The sequence below is a fragment of the Brevibacillus halotolerans genome, assembly GCF_026891775.1.
GTDB lineage: Bacteria > Bacillota > Bacilli > Brevibacillales > Brevibacillaceae > Brevibacillus_B > Brevibacillus_B halotolerans.
The window spans coordinates 72,264-91,300 of record NZ_JAPTNK010000008.1; the positions used below are offsets into that span (position 1 = coordinate 72,264).

Here is a 19,037-nt window from a genome sequence, read left to right on the forward strand (position 1 = left end):
ATTAGGTAAAATGGATGACGTATTAGAAAAATGGACAAATCATTTAACAGAAGGTACAAGAATGCTTAGGGGAGGCAGATATGGAACAACAGGCAATCATTGCACTTGTAATCTTCTTGGTTACGTATGCCATTATCATTTCAGAGAAAATTCACCGCACCATTATTGCGATGGTGGGAGCGGTATGTATGGTTATGCTAGGAATTGTTAGCCAAGAAACTGCATTACACCATATTGATTTTAATACGCTTGGGTTATTGATCGGAATGATGATTATTGTTGCGATTACTGCCAAGACAGGATTGTTTAAAGCTATTGCGATCTGGGCAGCTAAAAAGGCAAAGGGTAACCCGCTGTATATTTTAATTGCGTTATCGCTTATTACAGCTGTAGGTTCTGCCTTTTTAGATAACGTAACTACCGTCTTATTAATGGTACCTGTTACGTTTAGCATTACACGAAAATTAGAGGTATCTGCGTTTCCGTATCTGATGTCAGAAATTCTGATGTCAAATATCGGAGGGACAGCAACTATGATCGGTGATCCACCTAACATCATGATTGGAAGTGCTGTCAAGGAGCTTTCCTTCGTGGCCTTTATCAATAATTTGACCCTTATCTCTATGTTTATCGCTGTGGTTACGATTGTAGTGCTTGCTTTTATGTTCCGTAAGCAACTGCATACAAAAGAAGAGCTGCGCCAAAAGCTTATGAAGCTGGATGCCGCTGCTGAAATTACAGACCGGACGTTATTAGTAAAATCATTGATCATTTTAACACTGACGATCATTGGCTTCTTTGTACATCAAGTACTTCATCTTGAATCAGCAACAGTAGCTTTAGTCGGTGCCTTTTTATTGTTATTAATTACGGGCGAGCATTATTTAGAGGAAGCCTTGACTAAGGTCGAGTGGACAACCATCTTCTTTTTCGTAGGGTTATTTGTACTTGTTTCAGGACTTGTCGAGACAGGAATTATTGCATCTCTTGCACAGGAAGCAGTTAATTTAACAAAAGGAAACGTGACCGCAACAGCTTTACTAATTCTGTGGCTGAGTGCCATTGCATCTGCTTTCGTGGATAATATTCCGTTTGTTGCAACTATGATCCCAATGATTCAGGAGATGGGGCGAATGGGTATAGATAACCTGGAGCCCCTATGGTGGAGTCTGGCGCTAGGAGCATGCTTGGGTGGCAATGGTTCTCTAGTTGGAGCGAGTGCAAACCTGATCGTTGCCGGCATTGCGGCTAAGGAAGGCGAAAAGATAACATTCCTTGGCTTCCTGAAAATTGGTTTTCCACTTATGATTCTATCCATTGTGATTTCAACGCTGTATATTTACTTCCGCTATTTAATCTAGTATTTGTGATTGGAAGTTGTTATATGAATGTACGGAAACGAATGCCTGCTTCGTCATAGAACGAGGTAGGCATTTCTGTTGTTTCAACGAAATGGATGAGGAAAGGAATTTCCGCTGTAATAAAGTTGGAATATCCAATGAAAATTTCTGAACTTTTTTCTTTACAAAAAAAGTAGATTTTGCTAGTATGAAACCCTTGACTGATTTTTCAGAATAAGGATATAGGTAGATAAAGGAGGGAGGCTATGGTTTATTATGTATTGGCAATTAAAACCTACAAAGCAAGCATTCAGTATCGGATGGCGCATTTTATTAACACGTTAGGAAGCTGTATTTTCAGCTTTGTCATGATGGCGATTTGGACAGGTGTCATGAATGGAAAAGAAGTACTTAGTCCTCTTGCTTTACATGATGTTCTCTTTTATTTGGTTCTCACCCAATGTATGCTATGGATCACTACTTTTCTTACTCCAGGACTTTCTATACCTGAATGGGTTCGTACGGGACAAATCTCCCTACATATCATGAAACCCATTCATTTTTATTTTTATACAGTGAGTCAGGAAATAGGCCGGGTTATTTATAATTTTTTCCACCGATTTCTTCCGATTTATTTGATTCTTTCCTGTGTTGTTGGCTTTTATGTGCCTACGAATTTCATAACCTTAGTATGGTTTTTCCTATCGGCTTGCTGTGCGGTGTGGATTGGTCTTAATTTATATTTTATGGTAGGTATTTTCGCTTTTTGGAGTACCGAAGTAAAATGGGCTCACTATTTAAATCAGTCCTTCATGCTATTACTAGGTGGTCAAATGTTACCCTTGGAATTTTTCCCTCGTTCTTTTGAGATGATCCTATCTTACTTGCCCTATGCAGGTATCCTCTATTATCCAAGCATGATTCTACTAGAAAAACAGGCTCCACAAGCTATCTTTATCCAGGTAGTCTGGGTTATTTTGCTGACCGTATGTAATATGATCTTGGCTAGATTCGCACAAAAACGCTTGGAAGTCCAAGGTGGTTAGGAGGGAGAGCGAGCGATGCTGAGAATTTACGGACGTTTACTGCGGGCAAGTATCCGCTCACGGATGCAATATAAATGGAATTTCATTATTTCGAATGTGATGATAGGGCTCTTGCTTGTAGTCGATTTCCTGGGAATCACCGTGTTATTATGGAAGTTTACTGACATTCAAGGGTGGACTCTCTATGAATTAGGGTTAATTTTTGGTTTTGCTAGCATTTCAGAAGCGTTGTTTCGAATGTTTGCTTCCGAAATTCATGAGTTTGAAAAATACATTTTACAGGGAGAATTCGACCAGTTATTAATTCGTCCCATCTCTCCATTAGTGTTGCTTTTAAGTCGCAATATTGATATTGGAAGACTAGGACAATTAGGACAGGGTATGCTTGTTTGTGGCTACTCTTTTTTTCAACTGGTGAGGCATGGACAGGATATTACAGATATCCTGATGTGGATGCCTATTATCATTATAGGAGGAGCGCTTATTTGTTTTTCTTTGTCGCTGATCGTAGCTACATTCAGCTTTTGGATGGGGAGAATCAGTGATTTACAGGTTTTCTTATTTTATGCTCCCATGAATGCTTCCAAATATCCGATCAGCTTGTATACCGGATGGTTAAAAACATTGTTCTTTACATTGATGCCGATTGCGTTTGTTAACTATACCGCTCTTTCTTATTTACTAGATAAGGGAGGAAGCTGGATACTACTACTGGTTAGCCCGCTTGTTGCCCTTGCTTTCCTTGGAGCGGCTATTTCCTTTTGGAATTTTGGTATCCGGCATTATCACAGTACAGGCAATTAATAGAGGAAGGAGTGGAGGAATTACGATGATCATAGCACGAGGAATACATAAGCACTTTGAGCTGGCAAAGCCGAAAACGGGTCGTTTTTCCTCGATTCGAAGTCTTTTTTCACGGGAAAAACGAATTGTACATGCCGTTCATGATATTTCTTTTGAGATTGGCAAAGGAGAAGCGGTCGGCTACATTGGCCCTAACGGAGCAGGAAAATCTACAACCATTAAAATGCTTTGCGGCATTCTGCATCCTTCTTCCGGTGAAATCACGGTCAGCGGTCTGCATCCAGAACGTCAGCGTAGAAAGCTAGCTCATCAGATTGGCGTAGTATTTGGGCAACGTACCCAGCTATGGTGGGACTTGCCTGTCCGTGATTCCTTTGAAATTATCAAGGAAATGTACAAGGTTGGGGAGGCGCAGTATCGTTCGCGCTTATTGCAGTATGATGATCTTTTACATATAGAAGAGTTTATTGATACACCTGTACGTAAACTATCATTGGGACAACGCATGAGAGCTGATCTGGTGGCTGCCTTGCTACATAATCCGGATGTATTATTTTTAGATGAACCGACAATCGGGCTGGATGTGGTTGCGAAAACCAATATTCGGACTTTTTTACAGCAGATCAATAAACAAGAGCAAAAAACGATTCTCCTCACCACACATGATATGGATGATATAGAATCTATTTGTTCCAGAGTAATGATTATCAACCATGGTACGATCATTTCAGATGGGAGTATCGACCAATTGCGTGAACAGATTGGATTACCTAGCATGTTACAGGTTGAGTATAAGACAACTCCTCAACCATTCCCATTACCAGCAGGTGTTACCTACGAGCTGATTGATAAACAAGTAACGTTTCTTTACGACAAACGTTTGGTTACTGCCATAGATTTAATTACTAGTGTTGGCAGATGGGGAGAAGTTGGAGATATATCCATGCATGAAGCTGAGGTGGAGGAGCTAATTCGGAAGGTATATGAGAGACCATTGACTGTCATCTAAAATGTCGGGATTTATTTCCCAAGAAATGACACGCTTTGCTAAGGAGTAACCTGTGTGTCGGTTTACTCTAAAATCGAGTGTATAGGACGACAAGAATCAACACTGATACTGCTTAGCAAGGCGAGAATGTAAGTGATTGAATTTGGATGTCATACACTTCCTGCTAAAAAATTGCTCAAACTGGATATTATGAGATGAAAAGACGTTTGTAATGGGTTAAAAAGGAATGAACTAGTTTGTGGAAATAGTCACTCTATTCTATAATAAAGGATATAGGTCTGCGAGTATGCGAATAAAAGGGGAAGAGATAATGAAAATTCTGTCAGTTATAGGGGAAAGTGTGTCTGCTGGAAAAGGAGGCTCACCTGCTGATACCTTTGAACGATCAGTTGTCACTTATCAAGTAGGGGCAGAAACGAAAACGCTTACTGTTACCTATGTCCGCTATTTCGAGAAACTTCTAGCCCAACAAGGAGTGTACGATCAGGAGAAGGAAGGAGTGCCTGTCAATCAAGTAGCAGCTACTCTTTTTTTAGAACAAAATCCCCAGGCCAAAGAATCACGCCACTATTTTAATGATGCTGAATCCTTCACTAAACTATTTGCAACGTTTTCTATAGAAAAGTGGAAAGAAAAATACTCATCATTGGTATGAGATGTCAAAATTTCGTCGAAACAGAGTAGAAATAGACATATTTTTGACCAAAATATCACATTTTTGTGACAACACGTGTTTATGACACTTGAATGATTGCAGTTCCCCTCGAATTTTTGCATAATATAATTTGTATTATTTGATAACTATTCTTATTTAGCGATTACACGATTACAATCGCAAACAAGAAACGACATAGATAGAGGGGCGAAGCACGGAATGAAACAAGTCGGAGTACTCATAATAGGTCATGGTTCCAGCAGTGCAGCATGGGTAGAGCTCGTGGATCAAGCAGTTGCTAGTTTAGACATCCAGGTACCTTACACCACCTGTTTTCTGGAAATGGTAGAAGGACGCCTCGTTGAGGATGGTCTACGAGAACTTGAGGCTCGCGGTGTGGAAAAAGTCATTGCGATTCCCCTTTTTGTTGCAGAAGGCAGTACACATATTGATGAGATCGGCTATTTGTTAGGTGCTACCGATAATAAATTGGATGATGGGTGGGAAAGATTGCACACAACCATGGAGATGATTTATTGCCCTCCAATGAACGATCACCCGTTTATTTTAGATATTTTAGAAGATCGGATTCGCGAGCTTTCCTCAGACCCACAAGAAGAGATCCTGTTCCTAGTTGGACACGGAGCAAACGAAGGTGAAAATCATCGGAAGTGGGAAGAAGTATTACAGAGCATGACCAAGACTCTGAAGGAGCGCTTGAAATTCTCTGAGGCTACCTATGGAACTTTGCATCCGGACAATCTTCGTTCTAGGGCGGAGGAAGCAATCAATCAAGGCAGAACGATTGTGATTCCGTTATTCTTAAGCGAGGGGTATTTCACTAAGAAGGTCATCCCCTCCAATCTGAATGGATTAAATTATGCCTATAGTGGTAAAACATACCTGCCACATCCTTTTGTAGCGAAGTGGTTGCAAGAAGTTGTAGATGAACAGGTGCATAATGCGTAACGGTTAGAATAATCTACAAGAAGGCTCATCAATCGAGGCCTTCTTTTTTCTTGTGTAAGGCAGGAGAAGAAACTTGCGGTACAATAGGAGAAGTGCAACAATAATCTCTGCAAGCCTTCATTGTATCTATTTATGAAAAAAATGTATAGTCACAAAGCAAAGGGATGCATACATAACATAAAAAAGTTGGGGAAACGAGTAAAATTAGGGCGAACCGCGTTTTTTTCAAGAAAGAGAGGGTATCTATGATTGAAGTCCAGAATGTGACAAAAGCATTTAAAGATGTCGTTGCTGTCGATCAGCTATCGCTTCTGTGTCGACCGGGAGAGGTACTGGGTCTTTTAGGAGAAAATGGAGCGGGTAAGACTACTACGATGCGTATGATGGCAACAATTTTGACCCCTACCAGCGGCGATATTATCATGGATGGTTATTCGGTTAAAACGCATCCGATGGAAGTCCGCAAACGCATTGGATTATTATTTGGCGGGGATGTGGAGCTGTACGCTAGGCTGACAGCAAGGGAAAATATTCAATACATAGGAAAGCTACATGGGCTGGACCAGAAGCTCTTGGATCAACGGATTGAACAGGTTAGTAAGCAATTGGACATGAGTGAATTCTTGGATCGTCGTGTGGGGCCTTTTTCCCGTGGAATGCGACAAAAGGTAGCGATTGCCAGATCGTTAGTGCATGATCCTAAGGTAATTTTGTTTGACGAGCCTACTACAGGATTAGATATTACAGCAGCTAGTGTATTTCGACGATTAATTAAAGAATTACAGCAGCAGAACAAAACGATTTTATTTTCCACGCATAACATGGGGGAAGTAGAGAAGCTATGCTCAAGAGTAACGATCATGCATAAAGGAAAGATGATTGTGGAGGGCAGCATCCCGGATTTGCGCCAACGCTATGATCTACGGGATATGGACGACATTTTTATGCGAGCGGTCGGAGGTGAGAAAGAAAATGAATAGACAGCATATCTGGATTGTCTTTCAAAAGGAAATGACCGACCTCATTCGGGACCGCAAAACGTGGATTGGAGCGTTAGTCATACCTTTGGTGGTCGTTCCATTACTTGTATTTCTAATGTCTTTTTCTATGAATGGGGTAGTCAAAGAGGCGCAATCCTTCGTGCCGCTGATTGTTAATGCAGACAGTCAGCATCCCTTTGTGAAAATCTTACAAAAGAATGTTAGTGTAAAAATGATTCAGGTAGAAGACCCTTTAGCAGCAATTAAGGATGGCGATGCAAGAGCGTTCATTAAATTGCCGGAGCATTTGCAGAGTAAGCTGCAAGCTGGTGAGTCTGTTGATATTACAGTCTGGTACGATCCGTCTAACCAAAAGTCTACTTATGCGAAAACGTTAATTGAAAAATCCATAAAGGAATATGAAAAAGAGGTTGTCTCCAAGCGTTTACAGCGTGTGGGCTTGACGATTGGGGCGATTGAGCCAATGCAAACCAAATTTGAAAGCGTAGCAAGCGATGAGAAGGTGTCTGGGAGTATTTTATCTGGGGTTCTGATTATCCTGATGATTGCTTCGCTCATCTCTGGAGGATTGCCAGCCGCGACAGATTTAGTTGCGGGAGAGAAGGAACGAGGTACTCTGGAGACATTGATAAGTGCCCCGATAACAGCTAATAGCGTGTTAACAGCCAAGCTATTTACCGTCATGATTATGAGTGGCGTCAGTTCGTTGGCGTCGGTAATTAGCGTATCGGTAATTTTTTCGTTCATCCCCATTAATCACGATGCGGGAGGACTCTCCTTGCAATTTTTCACCGCTAGCTCGCTCATCGTGTTGTTTGTGGTGCTAATCTTGCTGGCAGCTATGTTTGCTGGCGTCATGCTAAGCATTAGTTCCTTTGCTAAATCCTTTAAGGAAGCACAGACATACATGACACCACTCGTCTTGGTCGGATTAGTACCGGCTTACCTGATGATGCCTCTTAATCCAATTGATATTCCATATGCGTACTATTTACTGCCGATCTTTAATGGAGTGGCGATTTTTAAAGAAATTTTCTATGGTGAGCTTCAACCGATGCATGCTCTTCTAGTAATGTTCACCTCGCTTCTCTATGTAATCATTGCGATTAAAGTGGCAGCGAAGTTCTTTAAACGGGAGAATTTATTAGTGAAATAAAAAATAGCTTGGCTCTTAGTAGGAGCCAAGCTTGTATAATAATTATATCCGATCAGCAGAACTGACATAAATCCGCAGAATCAGGAATAACGATTCTAACAGTCATCTTTATCTAATAGCTATTGATAGAAATCATTACTGGATTTACTTGGATTCCCCTTGCTTTACTAGCCAGCCAGCCCCAATCACACCAGCGTCATTACCCAGTGTAGCCGGCAGGATTTCGCATGAATCCGCTGCAATTTTCCAGGTGTAGGTATCAAATGACTTACGGATCAGCGAGAATAGAGCGTCACCTGCTGCAGAAACACCGCCACCGATTACAATTTTGGCAGGGTTCAGTAGGTTGGCTATGTGTGAAAGGCCAAATCCGGTATAAAACGCAGCCTGATCAATGACCTCCTGAGCCGCTAAATCTCCTTCTGTGGCTGCATCAAATGCATCCTTGGCAGTTAAGGAGCCTTTCTCTGTTAGCTGTTTGGCTAAATATGCACTGCGACCTTCCTTCGCCGCTGTCTCTATCCCTACAATAATGGCTGTTGCTGAACCATATCGCTCCATGCAACCCTTTTTACCGCAATTGCATAGTGGGCCATCTGGGTTAACGGTTACGTGACCGATTTCGCCGCCTACTCCCTTTACACCATGGACGATCTTGCCGTCAATAATGATTCCACCTCCAATACCTGTACCAAGTGTAATAGCAACTAGGTTATCGGTCCCTTGTCCCGCGCCGCACCACATTTCACCGAGAGCGGCTGCGTTGGCGTCGTTTTCTACATATGTGGGCAAACCAGTTAAAGCTTCTGTTTTAGCCTTCAACGCAGTATCCTTAATACCCAGATTCACCGCTTCATATACAAAGCCCGTGTCCGTATCTACCGGCCCAGGCACACCGATGCCAATTCCATAGGCTTCTTCTTTGGTGAAGCCCTGCTCGGCCATCAGTTGGTCAATCGTGTTAGTCATCTGCCCAATAATAGCATCTTCTCCCTCAGAAACAGGAGTAGGGATTTGTGTTTTTGTAATAATTTCCCCATTCGGATCTAGTAAAGCTATTTTAATCGTGGTTCCCCCGATATCTACTCCTACAATCATACGCTTCGTCAAACTGCATACACCCCTCGTACAAGTCATCTATTCACTAATAGTACCATGAGCAGAGCGGATAAAATAGGCAAAATCATGTGACAAGCCGCATAATGATTCCCAAAAATGGTCATACAGGATATGATGGGTATGGTATCATGATAAAATTCAAAAATATATACGTAAACGGAAGAAGGGGACGCGAGTGAAGAGAGCACGTCTAATCTATAATCCGACCTCAGGGCGTGAAGCTGTTCGCCGTCAGTTGCCAGAGATTTTAGAGACGCTGGAAAGGGCCGGATACGAAACTTCTTGTCATGCTACCAAGGGGGAAGGGGACGCTACTAGAGAGGCTGCCCGAGCCGTATCCAGACAGTTTGACCTTGTTATCGCAGCTGGTGGAGACGGTACTATTTATGAAGTAATCAATGGCATGGCGGAAAAGAAAAATAGACCCAAGCTGGGGATTATTCCTGCTGGTACAACCAACGATTTTGCCAGAGCCTTAGGTATACCAAGATCGTTAAAAAAAGCAAGTCAAATCATCGCGGCCGGTCACACGCAAAAAATAGACGTTGGAAAAATGAACGACCGTTATTTCATTAATATAGCTGGCGGTGGAACACTAACCGAACTAACCTACGAAGTGCCAAGCAAATTAAAAACCGTGGTGGGACAGCTTGCCTACTATTTAAAAGGAATAGAAAAGCTTCCATTTATCACGCCGACACATATTCGCATCGAAACACGTAATCAGGTCATGGTCGATGAGGAAGTTATGCTTTTTCTTATTTCGAATAGCAATTCTGTGGGTGGCTTTGAGAAGATAGCCCCTGCGGCCAGTCTTTCAGATGGAAAGCTCGATTGCATCGTCTTAAAGAAGGCAACATTGCCAGAAATCGTACGTATCGTTACCATGGCAATCAAAGGGGACCACATTAAAGACTCCCATGTATTATATTTTCAAGCGGATTATATCAAAGCAACAACGAGGGACAAACAACAGGTACTTCTAAATCTGGATGGAGAATTGGGTGGAGAATTACCTTGTGAGTGCTACACCCTTGCCAATCATTTTGAGATTTTTGTACCATGACATAGATTTATGCAATATTAAAGGAGCTAGACAGAGTGAGAAAATCAGGAACAGGAAAATCGCAACGCGGCAATAAACAGAGAAAAGAAACGAATCGATCAAAGGAGCAACAGTCTAAGAATTACCCTGTGCAGCTAGAGCAGGTGGTGGAAATAGAGATAACCGGTCTGAACCATGAAGCGGAAGGGGTCGGCAGATATAATGGCTATACCCTATTTGTGAAAGGCGCATTGCCTGGTGAAACTGTCAAGGCAAAGGTCATTCATGCCAAAAAGAACTTTGGTTATGCTCAGTTGCTCGAAATAACGGCTACAAGCCAGCATCGAGCAAAGCCACCCTGTCCGGTCTACGATCGTTGTGGCGGCTGTTCCTTACAGCACCTCGTATATAGTGAGCAACTGCGACACAAGCAGCAGATCGTCATGGATAACCTGCGCCGAATTGGCGGGTTCTCTATCGAGGCTGAGCAGCAGAAGAGCTTGGCTAGAAAAGGAGAAGCAGACACAGACGCTGTGGCTAATGGACAAAGCGTGGCAACAAATACAGTCTCTAGTAAAGCGGCAACAGCAGCAGGAATGGCGAATGGTGAAGCTTCGTCTTCTGAAAAAGCCGCCTTTAATTCAGCCGTGGCTACATCATATAACGATGAACCAGCAAAGACTGTAAAGGTACTTCCTACCCTCGGAATGACAGACCCGTGGCGCTATCGTAACAAGGCACAGGTGCCGATTGGAGAGGAAAACGGTGCGCTAATCGGTGGCTTCTATGCTGAAAAATCGCATGATATTATTGATATCAACGAATGCCTGATCCAGCATCAAGCCAACGATGAAGTGGTAGCTACGGTAAAGCGGATCGCAGAACGTCTAGGAATTGAGCCATACAATGAGGTAAAGCACACAGGCTTATTGCGCCATGTCGTAGCAAAAGTAGGTGCCAAAACAGGAGACCTCATGGTAGTGCTTATCACGACAGAGGCGTTTCTGCCAGAAAGAGAACAGCTCATCCAGCTCATCCGTGCGGAATTGCCAGGAGTCAAAAGCATCGTCCAAAACATTAACGAGCGCAGAACCAACGTGATTTTCGGAGACCAAACCTTCACGTTGTGGGGCGATGACGTTATTTATGACTATATTGGACCAATTAAGTTCGCGATCTCGGCCCGCTCCTTTTATCAGGTGAACCCCGAACAGACAGATGTGTTGTACAGCAAAACACTGGAATACGCAGGGCTAGAAGGAGATGAGACCGTAATTGATGCCTATTGCGGTATCGGAACAATCTCGCTGTTCCTAGCTCAGAAGGCCAAGCGCGTGTACGGTGTAGAAATTGTACCAGAGGCCATCGCTGATGCGAAAAAAAATGCGGAACTAAATGATTTGGAAAACGTCAGCTTTGAAGTGGGACCTGCCGAGGTCGTGATTCCTAACTGGCGCAAGCAAGGGATTGTCGCTGACGTGATCGTCGTTGACCCACCGCGCAAAGGCTGCGACGAGGCCTTATTAACAACCATTTTGCAAATGCAACCGAAAAAAGTGGTATATGTGTCCTGTAACCCGTCTACGTTGGCGCGGGATTTGAAGGTGTTAGCGGAGAAGTATGAGGTTGCGGAAGTGCAGCCGGTGGATATGTTTCCGCATACAGGGCATGTGGAGAGTGTGGCTTTGCTAGAGAGAAATTAAAAAGTAAAAACCCTTGATAATCAAGGGTTTTTTGTATGGATTCGATTGTAACTTTACATCAATGACCACATTTTGACCACATTAGCAAAAATATATGGCTAATTATTACTTTTTAGGATAGAGAGAATACCTATTACCAATAATGGGTTCATCAGGATATTTATTAACCTCTACTAGTTTTCTCCAAGCCCAGCCATCTCTAAAATAAGAAGCAGAGCATTTCGGACAATGTTGATGATTACTTTTCCATTGTTCATTAGTATGAACTGTCTCGCAATGCAAGCACCAGGTGTAGTTTGACCAACAATAAATGAAAGCTTCGTCATATGTAGAGAATGTTTTCAGCGATTCTGTATTCGGGTGGGCGACTACATAATAGATGTTTTCTCCAATACCAATGAAGTAATCATCATAAAGATTGTCTACGGTTAACACCTCAACATTGTAATAATCGTAAAAATCATTTGGTTTCATTCTTAATCATCACCTTTACCGTATTCTAAAATTGGAGCTTGCTTTCAATATCGGCATACTCCCAAACAGCGTCATCTAAAGCTAAATTTTTGAGAATATCCCATCTTAAGTCATAAAAACAAATGTCGGAGTTGAGTAAGTATTTGCAGCGTAGTAAACATTCTTTAGCCTTTCTATGAACTTCAAGATCAGTGGCATTCTCCGTATCTGTCTCTACAATAAATTCATGATAGGCAAAAAATAATGCCTCGATAGCCCCCTCAAGATTTAAGTCTTCCATGACTTCAAAGAAAATAGCTTGCTCTCTAGTCATATTCAAAATTTTTCATCTCTTTTCACTTATGATTGATTCTTTCATTGCCATTTCAAATTTTCTTGCAGCATGTTCCTGCATATCTTTAGTAACGTGACTATAGACATTCATGGTCATGGCTGAGTTGGAATGACCAAGCCGCTCTGACACAATCTTTATATGTTCACCGAGCTTTAATAGGATCGTTGCGTGAGTATGCCGTTGATCATGGAATCTAATTTTTGGTACATTTGCTTTAATAATAGTTCGATTAAAATGCCCCGTTAAGCTACGAGGATGAATAGGGCGACCTATTTCATTTGCTACAACCAAATCATGATCTTCATATGAATTTCCTAGCTTCTTTTTGAGCTGTTCTTGCCATTCTTTATGTCTTTTCAGTTCTGCAACTACATAGTCTGGGATAGATACGAGTCGGGCTGAGTGGCTTGTTTTTGGCTCTAAGAAATAAAATGCTTGTTTGGCATAATAAAGGGTTTGGTAGACACTAATCTTCCTTTGGACTAGATCACAATCCTTCCATCGTAGAGCCAGCAGTTCCCCGCGCCTTAGTCCAGTGTACAAGGCAAGTAGATAAATCATGTAGTAAGTTGGATTATCAGCTTTAGCAACTTCTAGTAGTTGAGTAGCTTCCTGAATAGTCCATGTTTTTTGTTCTTTCCTGCTTATCCTAGGTGGGTCAACAAAGTCTATGATATTTTTGGTTATGTTCTGTATTCTAACTTGATATTTAAAAAAACTTCTTATAATTGCATGTAAATATCTGATATATTCAGCAGATAGCCCTTCTGCAAGCAAGGATAGATAATATTTTTGAACGTGTTCAATCGTCATATCCTTTAGCTTATAGTGACCTAGTGCTGGTATTATCCGCTTTAAAACTGCCTTTGAATAGTTGTCAAATGTAGAGATTCTTACTGTGGGCTTAACGATTAATTCTAGCCATAGCATAATAGCTTCCTGAAGTGTTTTTTTACTAGGTTCTAAATACTCGCCTTTATTTAATTGGGAAATTAGTTCGGCACATGCTTGTTCAGCTTCTTTTTTTGTTTTATAACCACTTTTTGTTTTTTGATCCCGAGAACCGTCTGACTTTCTACCAACATCAACGGTGAAAGACCATGATTTTCCTCGTTTTCTAAAGTAACCTTTAATCGTCATGCACCTCTTATCGTTGATATTGCTCGTTCAACCATTTAAAAAAGGCTTCTCTGGGAACTCTTTTGCAACGTCCGATTTTAACCAATGGAAATCCGGTTTTATCCATTATTTCATAAGCAACTCTTTTAGATACACCAATGATTTCTGCAAGGTGTGAAGCCTGTAATATTAATGGGTAGTCTTCGATTTTGTTGGTTTTATGTAGACTCATTTTCTGTTCCTCCAGTAATATTTGAAGCATCCTCAGCAAAGAGGTATTTACCTCTTCTAAGCTGTTTTTCTTTAAGAAAGGATGTATTCTTTTTTATCAAATTATTTTCAGCCCAAGATTGTACCTTTTGTGTCGTATCTTTAAAGGAGTCATGATTACTCAGGGCGGCAACAGAAAGCATCAGACCTGCGGCTTGATCTAATAACTGTTTTAGATTTGCCTTCTTTACTCTTTCTCTTATAAGTGGGGATGGTTTATAATTCATTCCTGCTGTCTGGACAAGTTTCCATTTTCGTTTTATTTTCCAACGGGATACGTTGTCTTTAGTAGGCTGTTTTATAGTCAACCATTCCTCAGTAAGATAAGCCCATAGTTGATCCTCATTATCAAATAATTCATTAGCTGAATGAATAGAAAATTCCTTAAGTGCTTCTCGCCTTATTTGGAATTCAACTCTCCATACTTCCTTTGACTCATTCCAACCATTTTCACGCCAAATATCTTGGAACCATAGTTTTTGAGACTTTTTAACTTCAAGTGATTTATTGTAAATTCTTGCTAGTATAGGTCCTCCGCCACCTATCGTAAAACCACTAAATTTTCGTCCTTCCTTGTATTCGCCATTTACGAAATGTTCAATTTGTCTTCTAGCTCTCTTTACAACTCCTTTTGAGTCGCATTGTTTGAATGAAGCTTCATCAAGATCGACACATATATCTGAACGTGATAATCTAATTCCAGATAAATTAGGTTGAAAGCATAGAAACCATTCAAGAAAATTGTAATATGCTTGCTTGTATCCGTATGACCATAAGAAACTAGACATCAGACGAACAAAGATTGGTGAGTTCCCTTTCATTTCTTTATCCATAAAGCAGATACTGAAGTCGTTACACGTAAGTTTGTATGCGTAGAAAGGAATTCCAGTTCTATGGACAGTTAATGTTAGATTCCCGATAGTCAGTGTCTGCTCTACTCCTGAGGTTTGGGCAGCCTCTTTCAATTTTTTGAAATAATCTAGATAACTATTAAAAGTAGGCAAGTAATCTTCAACATCTAATCCGAATTCAAGGGTATCTATGCCTTTTAGTATCAAGGGTTTCACCTCATTCTTGCTGTAATTTGCACCCGGCATGTTATATGGTTGCCTCAGTGGAATCTCGGAATAACGCCTCAGCCTTGATAGTGAGCCTCTGTAAGGCGTGCAGGTCAGGCTTAGCGGTCAGCCCCTTTGGGGAGGGCCTGACCGCTGGCAAAGCCTAGCACGCCTTACCACTCCCTATCAAGGCCAAGCCAGCATTCCGCTTTGCTCCATGCCGGTATCGGCTGCGCTCATTTCATGGCTTGCCGGGCTTCGGCGATTTTTTGTATTATTTTTTTTTCGGTACTTATTTGAATGGCTCTAGACTTCGCTAGTATTTGGAAGTATTTTTCAATTTCTTTTAAAAGATGTGTGACTTGCTGAGACAAGTAATTACCTCCTATTAGTTACTATTTAGAAACTTGTGTTACTAATAATTCACGCAAACTTATTGTAATGTTTTGTTTCTTAATTGTCAACAATGTTACTGGTAGGAAACGATCATGTATAGTAAAACTCTAACGGGGTGATAAAGATGGGTTATTATGATTTGTTAGATGAGATGCTTAAAAAGAGTGGACTTACTTTACAAGAAATAGCTGATAGATGTGAAAGAGACTTTGGAGTTAAAATTAACCGGTCGTATATCAGCAAATTAAAAACAGTTAGGCAGTCTCCAGCATCTGATGAAATAAATGAGGCAATTGCTAGGGTGTGCGGGGCAAATGTTGAGGAATTTCTTTACGAGGCTTATTTAGAAAAAGCACCAGATTCTATGAAATCATTTATAAAGAATTTAATTAAAGTGACTAGAGAATTAAACATTCTTGCTTATAAAAATAATGTTCCAAACGATAAATTATCTGTAGTCGAAGCTCATTTTAATCAATTATCGGATTTTGAATTTATGAAAGAAATAAGTAAGTTTAGCGATAGTTTTACTGAATTTAAAATACAAAAAATTGATGAGCTTGAAGACAAAGAACATATTGGATTTTCGAAACAGATATATGATATAAAGATGGAAGATAATTCTATGGAGCCTACTATACCCGAGGGAGCGATAATTCACATAGATAGCAAAGCTAATATAAAAGCTGGCGATATAGTGTTTGTCTCATTTGTGGAAGGTGATTATCAGATTAAAAGATATTATCCTAATATTGAGGAGTACTATGAAGGTGAGGATTATCAAATCATCTTTACAAGTGACAATCCTATTCATGAGCCAATAGCAGTCAATGCGTCAGATGTAAAGTTATTACGAAAGATTACTTCTTATACATCTACTGAAAAACTTGGATGTTAAGCTATATGGCTTTATTTCTAATACTAAGGAGACTCTTCATAGGGTGGGCATCGTACCTCCACCCACCCTATGAAGGATCTCCTCGGTATAGAGATTTTATTTTTGGTGTTAGTGATGATTCTTCAGTAATGAAGTTGCCTTATGTTATAATTTAACAGATGGTACATACTTTGGAGACTTAGCTAGAGGTTGAGCATTGTTTGTAAGGATGGAGACTCTAGATAATGTAGACTAAGTTTAAGTGGATAACGAGAAATTAATAAGAAAAAGGAGAGTATAAAACCATGGAGGAAACAAATGAAACTTAATAATGCATATAATTTTAAAAATCCAGTTAAGCATTTTTTAGATGTAGATTCCTTGAAATTTCCAGATGATGTATCTTCTATGGACATTAAAAAATTGAGCTGGGTTGAACCCTTTAGTTTCAGAGTGAAAAAGCAAGGTGATAAGTATCGCACTCTAAAGATGCCTAATATCTTGAATTTTGCATGTGCGTATGAGCAATTTAAAAGTTTACCTAATTTCGACAATGTTAAGATGCTAGATTTCTCGCATAAACGACTATCTACGAATATCGAGACTGGAGATTTTATATCTGGTGAATATGAAAAACAATTGGAAGAAGATTTTGAAAGATTATGTGTATATGATAATTTGATAAGGATGGATATAAAAGAATACTATGGAAGAATCTATACACATCATATAGATTTTAAGGACAAAAAAGAAAATTATTTATCTAATTTGAATTTAGGTGGAACGAATGGTTTACTAATGGGCAACTATTTGTCGCTATATTTTGCAGAAACTATTTTAAAATCTATAAGTGATGATATAGAGCAGGAAATAATTAATGCTGAGATTGAATGTGATTTCTCGTATTTCTCGGATGATTTTTATTTCTTTTGCAACAAGAATGATAATGAGAAAGTGGTTAAGATTTTTGATAAGGTTTTAGAAAAATATCACTTTGAAAGAAACGAAAGTAAAAAGGAAGTATGGGATTATGAAACTTATAATAACTACAATCTAGTCGCAAGATATTGGAAAAAATTAATTGCCTATTGCAATATTAGATTTAATGAAGAGAGAGATAATAATAAACTATATTTTATTAATCAACTAGTGTATAGAATGTCTAAGTTGGAGGATGACAAACTTAAGACGGTTTTTATCAATAACTTTTTTAAGACAAGATATTTTATGGAGCTTGATCTTGAGAAATACCAGATTAGGAGATATGACTATCATCAGCTCTGCTTTATTATGAAATTTTCACCTGAGGTTATGGTGTATGCAGTTAAAAAATTTAGTACGATGAGCGATTTTGATTCTCGTAAATTATACAAATTTTTTAAGGTTAGATATAGAGAGGCACTGCAAGAATCATTTAATGAAGAACAACTCTATTATTACTATGCCATTAAAATGTTTAATTTTACAGACATTTTAGAAGGGATGAAAGATGTAGTATTTAAGTCAAATAATCAAATATTAATATCCTATTATTTAAAAGATGGCATATTTAACGATAAAGATAAAGAGGTTTTAAAAGAAAATACAGATGAAAAATTTTGGTTTCAGAATTACCATTTGATTTTGTATTCGGATTCTTTACTCAACGATTTAGAAAACAGTATAAGGAAGTATTTAATACCCACGAAAGCAGATAAAGAAAGAAAAAAGGAATCTTACATGAATTTTTATAAAGAGAATTTAGGAATGAGAAATTCAATAATCAGAGATTTTGGAAGAGTAGACAATGCAATTCAAAAGTATTTATTACTAAGAATAGAAGAAGGTGAGGCTGCATTTGAAGAAAGGGAGGACGAAGAGATAATAATATAAGGTGCATCTGGAATATTAGAGGAATTACTTTTAGGTGATCCTAATATCTTATATTATTTAAAAATACTCTAATGTAATTCTTACTTATTGACCACATTTTGACCACACACTTACATATTTTATTTCGTCTTTAGATTAACTAGGATTAACAAAATGCTATAAAAAACACACTTCAATTAAAACGAGTAATATCAATTCATCACCGATTCATATTACCACAATACGGGGCATGTGGAGAGTGTGGCTTTGCTTACATTGAAGTAAATGGCGAAAACCCTTGGGATACAAGGGTTTTTTGTTTGGGGATTTGGTGGAATGGAGAGATTGACTACATTTTGACCACAATCCTTTAATTTTGTAAGTCTTATTGCACTAACGGGCAGGATTGTTGAACAAAAAATCGAATTAGACAGTAAATAATTTCAGGGAGAGTAACATGAATTATAATGAGTCGGTTTTGATTGAACAGTATGAAGTTCTAAAAAGTTTTTTATACCATTATTCGAGCTTTAGATATCTACATAATAAATTTGATGACCTATGTAAATTTGGTTCTCAGGAATTTTGGGTGTATACAATAAATGCACATTACTTTCAGTCAATTAATCTTTAGTGTATGGCACTAACAATAATGAAACACACTGGAAGAAGCTCGGATTAAAGGGTCAACTTAAGTCAATTATATTGTCTGAATTAGACATAAGTGATAAAGATTATGATTTGTACTAGGGAAGTGTAGTTGAATGGCCAAATAATTATTCAGCACATAGAGTACCAGGATTTACAGAAA

19 protein-coding genes are annotated in these 19,037 nt (G+C 39.4%); 12 read left to right on the forward strand and 7 right to left on the reverse strand.

The window, feature by feature from the left end:
* The first annotated feature begins 80 nt into the window (after nt 1–80).
* The 8 genes from O0550_RS12030 to O0550_RS12065 all read left to right on the forward strand — a co-directional run bounded on the left by O0550_RS12030 (nt 81) and on the right by O0550_RS12065 (nt 7,980).
* Nucleotides 81–1,361, forward strand: coding sequence for an ArsB/NhaD family transporter (locus O0550_RS12030; RefSeq protein WP_003335645.1), 1,281 nt, complete (start codon nt 81–83; stop codon nt 1,359–1,361).
* A 245-nt stretch (nt 1,362–1,606) separates the two neighbouring features.
* A complete protein-coding gene (locus O0550_RS12035; RefSeq protein ID WP_258426407.1) occupies nt 1,607–2,386 on the forward strand; it encodes an ABC transporter permease in 780 nt (259 codons plus the stop codon).
* A 15-nt stretch (nt 2,387–2,401) separates the two neighbouring features.
* Complete coding sequence (locus O0550_RS12040) at nt 2,402–3,190, forward strand: ABC transporter permease (RefSeq protein WP_035318745.1); 789 nt, start codon at nt 2,402–2,404, stop codon at nt 3,188–3,190.
* Between the two features lie 25 nt (nt 3,191–3,215).
* Nucleotides 3,216–4,199: an ABC transporter ATP-binding protein gene (locus tag O0550_RS12045; RefSeq protein ID WP_004432726.1), complete on the forward strand. Its 984-nt coding sequence runs from the start codon at nt 3,216–3,218 to the stop codon at nt 4,197–4,199.
* 310 nt (nt 4,200–4,509) lie between these two features.
* Nucleotides 4,510–4,854: a hypothetical protein gene (locus O0550_RS12050; protein WP_258420321.1), complete on the forward strand. Its 345-nt coding sequence runs from the start codon at nt 4,510–4,512 to the stop codon at nt 4,852–4,854.
* Nucleotides 4,855–5,073: 219 nt separating this feature from the next.
* Nucleotides 5,074–5,823, forward strand: a complete 750-nt coding sequence (locus O0550_RS12055) for a sirohydrochlorin chelatase (protein ID WP_003335640.1) — start codon at nt 5,074–5,076, stop codon at nt 5,821–5,823.
* A 245-nt stretch (nt 5,824–6,068) separates the two neighbouring features.
* Complete coding sequence (locus tag O0550_RS12060; protein WP_258426408.1) at nt 6,069–6,803, forward strand: ABC transporter ATP-binding protein; 735 nt, start codon at nt 6,069–6,071, stop codon at nt 6,801–6,803.
* Nucleotides 6,796–7,980 (forward strand): ABC transporter permease, encoded by a 1,185-nt coding sequence (locus tag O0550_RS12065; RefSeq protein WP_258426409.1) that lies wholly within the window; start codon nt 6,796–6,798, stop codon nt 7,978–7,980. The genes O0550_RS12060 and O0550_RS12065 overlap by 8 nt, the downstream gene beginning before the upstream one ends.
* A 144-nt stretch (nt 7,981–8,124) precedes the next feature.
* Here O0550_RS12065 and O0550_RS12070 read toward each other — a convergent pair whose 3' ends face one another.
* Nucleotides 8,125–9,090 carry an ROK family glucokinase gene (locus O0550_RS12070; RefSeq protein WP_258426410.1) on the reverse strand — a complete coding sequence of 322 codons (966 nt, stop codon included), beginning with the start codon at nt 9,088–9,090 and terminating at the stop codon, nt 8,125–8,127.
* Nucleotides 9,091–9,274: 184 nt separating this feature from the next.
* On the opposite strand from O0550_RS12070, the gene O0550_RS12075 reads away from it, so the two are divergent.
* Nucleotides 9,275–10,165: a diacylglycerol kinase gene (locus O0550_RS12075; protein ID WP_003335635.1), complete on the forward strand. Its 891-nt coding sequence runs from the start codon at nt 9,275–9,277 to the stop codon at nt 10,163–10,165.
* A 35-nt stretch (nt 10,166–10,200) separates the two neighbouring features.
* On the forward strand, nt 10,201–11,847 hold the full coding sequence (gene rlmD / locus O0550_RS12080; RefSeq protein ID WP_258426411.1) for a 23S rRNA (uracil(1939)-C(5))-methyltransferase RlmD: 1,647 nt from the start codon (nt 10,201–10,203) through the stop codon (nt 11,845–11,847).
* Between the two features lie 105 nt (nt 11,848–11,952).
* Here rlmD and O0550_RS12085 read toward each other — a convergent pair whose 3' ends face one another.
* The 6 genes from O0550_RS12085 to O0550_RS12110 all read right to left on the reverse strand — a co-directional run bounded on the left by O0550_RS12085 (nt 11,953) and on the right by O0550_RS12110 (nt 15,476).
* Nucleotides 11,953–12,321, reverse strand: a complete 369-nt coding sequence (locus O0550_RS12085) for a hypothetical protein (RefSeq protein ID WP_258426412.1) — start codon at nt 12,319–12,321, stop codon at nt 11,953–11,955.
* Between the two features lie 25 nt (nt 12,322–12,346).
* Nucleotides 12,347–12,640 carry a hypothetical protein gene (locus O0550_RS12090; RefSeq protein ID WP_258426413.1) on the reverse strand — a complete coding sequence of 98 codons (294 nt, stop codon included), beginning with the start codon at nt 12,638–12,640 and terminating at the stop codon, nt 12,347–12,349.
* Nucleotides 12,641–12,646: 6 nt separating this feature from the next.
* The gene (locus tag O0550_RS12095; protein ID WP_258426476.1) at nt 12,647–13,789 is read right to left on the reverse strand and encodes a site-specific integrase; all 1,143 of its coding nucleotides are present in this window, start codon (nt 13,787–13,789) and stop codon (nt 12,647–12,649) included.
* Nucleotides 13,790–13,802: 13 nt separating this feature from the next.
* The gene (locus O0550_RS12100; RefSeq protein WP_258426414.1) at nt 13,803–14,006 is read right to left on the reverse strand and encodes a helix-turn-helix domain-containing protein; all 204 of its coding nucleotides are present in this window, start codon (nt 14,004–14,006) and stop codon (nt 13,803–13,805) included.
* Nucleotides 13,993–15,141, reverse strand: coding sequence for a replication initiation factor (locus tag O0550_RS12105; RefSeq protein ID WP_258426415.1), 1,149 nt, complete (start codon nt 15,139–15,141; stop codon nt 13,993–13,995). The genes O0550_RS12100 and O0550_RS12105 overlap by 14 nt, the downstream gene beginning before the upstream one ends.
* 197 nt (nt 15,142–15,338) lie before the next feature.
* Nucleotides 15,339–15,476, reverse strand: a complete 138-nt coding sequence (locus tag O0550_RS12110) for a hypothetical protein (protein ID WP_258426416.1) — start codon at nt 15,474–15,476, stop codon at nt 15,339–15,341.
* Between the two features lie 146 nt (nt 15,477–15,622).
* On the opposite strand from O0550_RS12110, the gene O0550_RS12115 reads away from it, so the two are divergent.
* Together O0550_RS12115 and O0550_RS12120 are read left to right on the forward strand one after the other, a co-directional pair.
* Nucleotides 15,623–16,396: a LexA family transcriptional regulator gene (locus O0550_RS12115; protein ID WP_258426417.1), complete on the forward strand. Its 774-nt coding sequence runs from the start codon at nt 15,623–15,625 to the stop codon at nt 16,394–16,396.
* Nucleotides 16,397–16,693: 297 nt separating this feature from the next.
* Nucleotides 16,694–18,247, forward strand: a complete 1,554-nt coding sequence (locus O0550_RS12120; protein ID WP_258426418.1) for an RNA-dependent RNA polymerase family protein — start codon at nt 16,694–16,696, stop codon at nt 18,245–18,247.
* Nucleotides 18,248–19,037: the final 790 nt, after the last annotated feature.

Coding starts and splice junctions, on each gene's coding strand:
- O0550_RS12105 (WP_258426415.1), bottom strand. CDS start 15,141: ATGCCGGGTGCAAATTACAGCAAGAATGAGGTGAAACCCTTGATACTA.
- O0550_RS12045 (WP_004432726.1), top strand. CDS start 3,216: ATGATCATAGCACGAGGAATACATAAGCACTTTGAGCTGGCAAAGCCG.
- O0550_RS12050 (WP_258420321.1), top strand. CDS start 4,510: ATGAAAATTCTGTCAGTTATAGGGGAAAGTGTGTCTGCTGGAAAAGGA.
- O0550_RS12120 (WP_258426418.1), top strand. CDS start 16,694: ATGAAACTTAATAATGCATATAATTTTAAAAATCCAGTTAAGCATTTT.
- O0550_RS12060 (WP_258426408.1), top strand. CDS start 6,069: ATGATTGAAGTCCAGAATGTGACAAAAGCATTTAAAGATGTCGTTGCT.
- O0550_RS12035 (WP_258426407.1), top strand. CDS start 1,607: ATGGTTTATTATGTATTGGCAATTAAAACCTACAAAGCAAGCATTCAG.
- O0550_RS12040 (WP_035318745.1), top strand. CDS start 2,402: ATGCTGAGAATTTACGGACGTTTACTGCGGGCAAGTATCCGCTCACGG.
- O0550_RS12030 (WP_003335645.1), top strand. CDS start 81: ATGGAACAACAGGCAATCATTGCACTTGTAATCTTCTTGGTTACGTAT.
- O0550_RS12065 (WP_258426409.1), top strand. CDS start 6,796: ATGAATAGACAGCATATCTGGATTGTCTTTCAAAAGGAAATGACCGAC.
- O0550_RS12085 (WP_258426412.1), bottom strand. CDS start 12,321: ATGAAACCAAATGATTTTTACGATTATTACAATGTTGAGGTGTTAACC.
- O0550_RS12100 (WP_258426414.1), bottom strand. CDS start 14,006: ATGAGTCTACATAAAACCAACAAAATCGAAGACTACCCATTAATATTA.
- O0550_RS12055 (WP_003335640.1), top strand. CDS start 5,074: ATGAAACAAGTCGGAGTACTCATAATAGGTCATGGTTCCAGCAGTGCA.
- O0550_RS12115 (WP_258426417.1), top strand. CDS start 15,623: ATGGGTTATTATGATTTGTTAGATGAGATGCTTAAAAAGAGTGGACTT.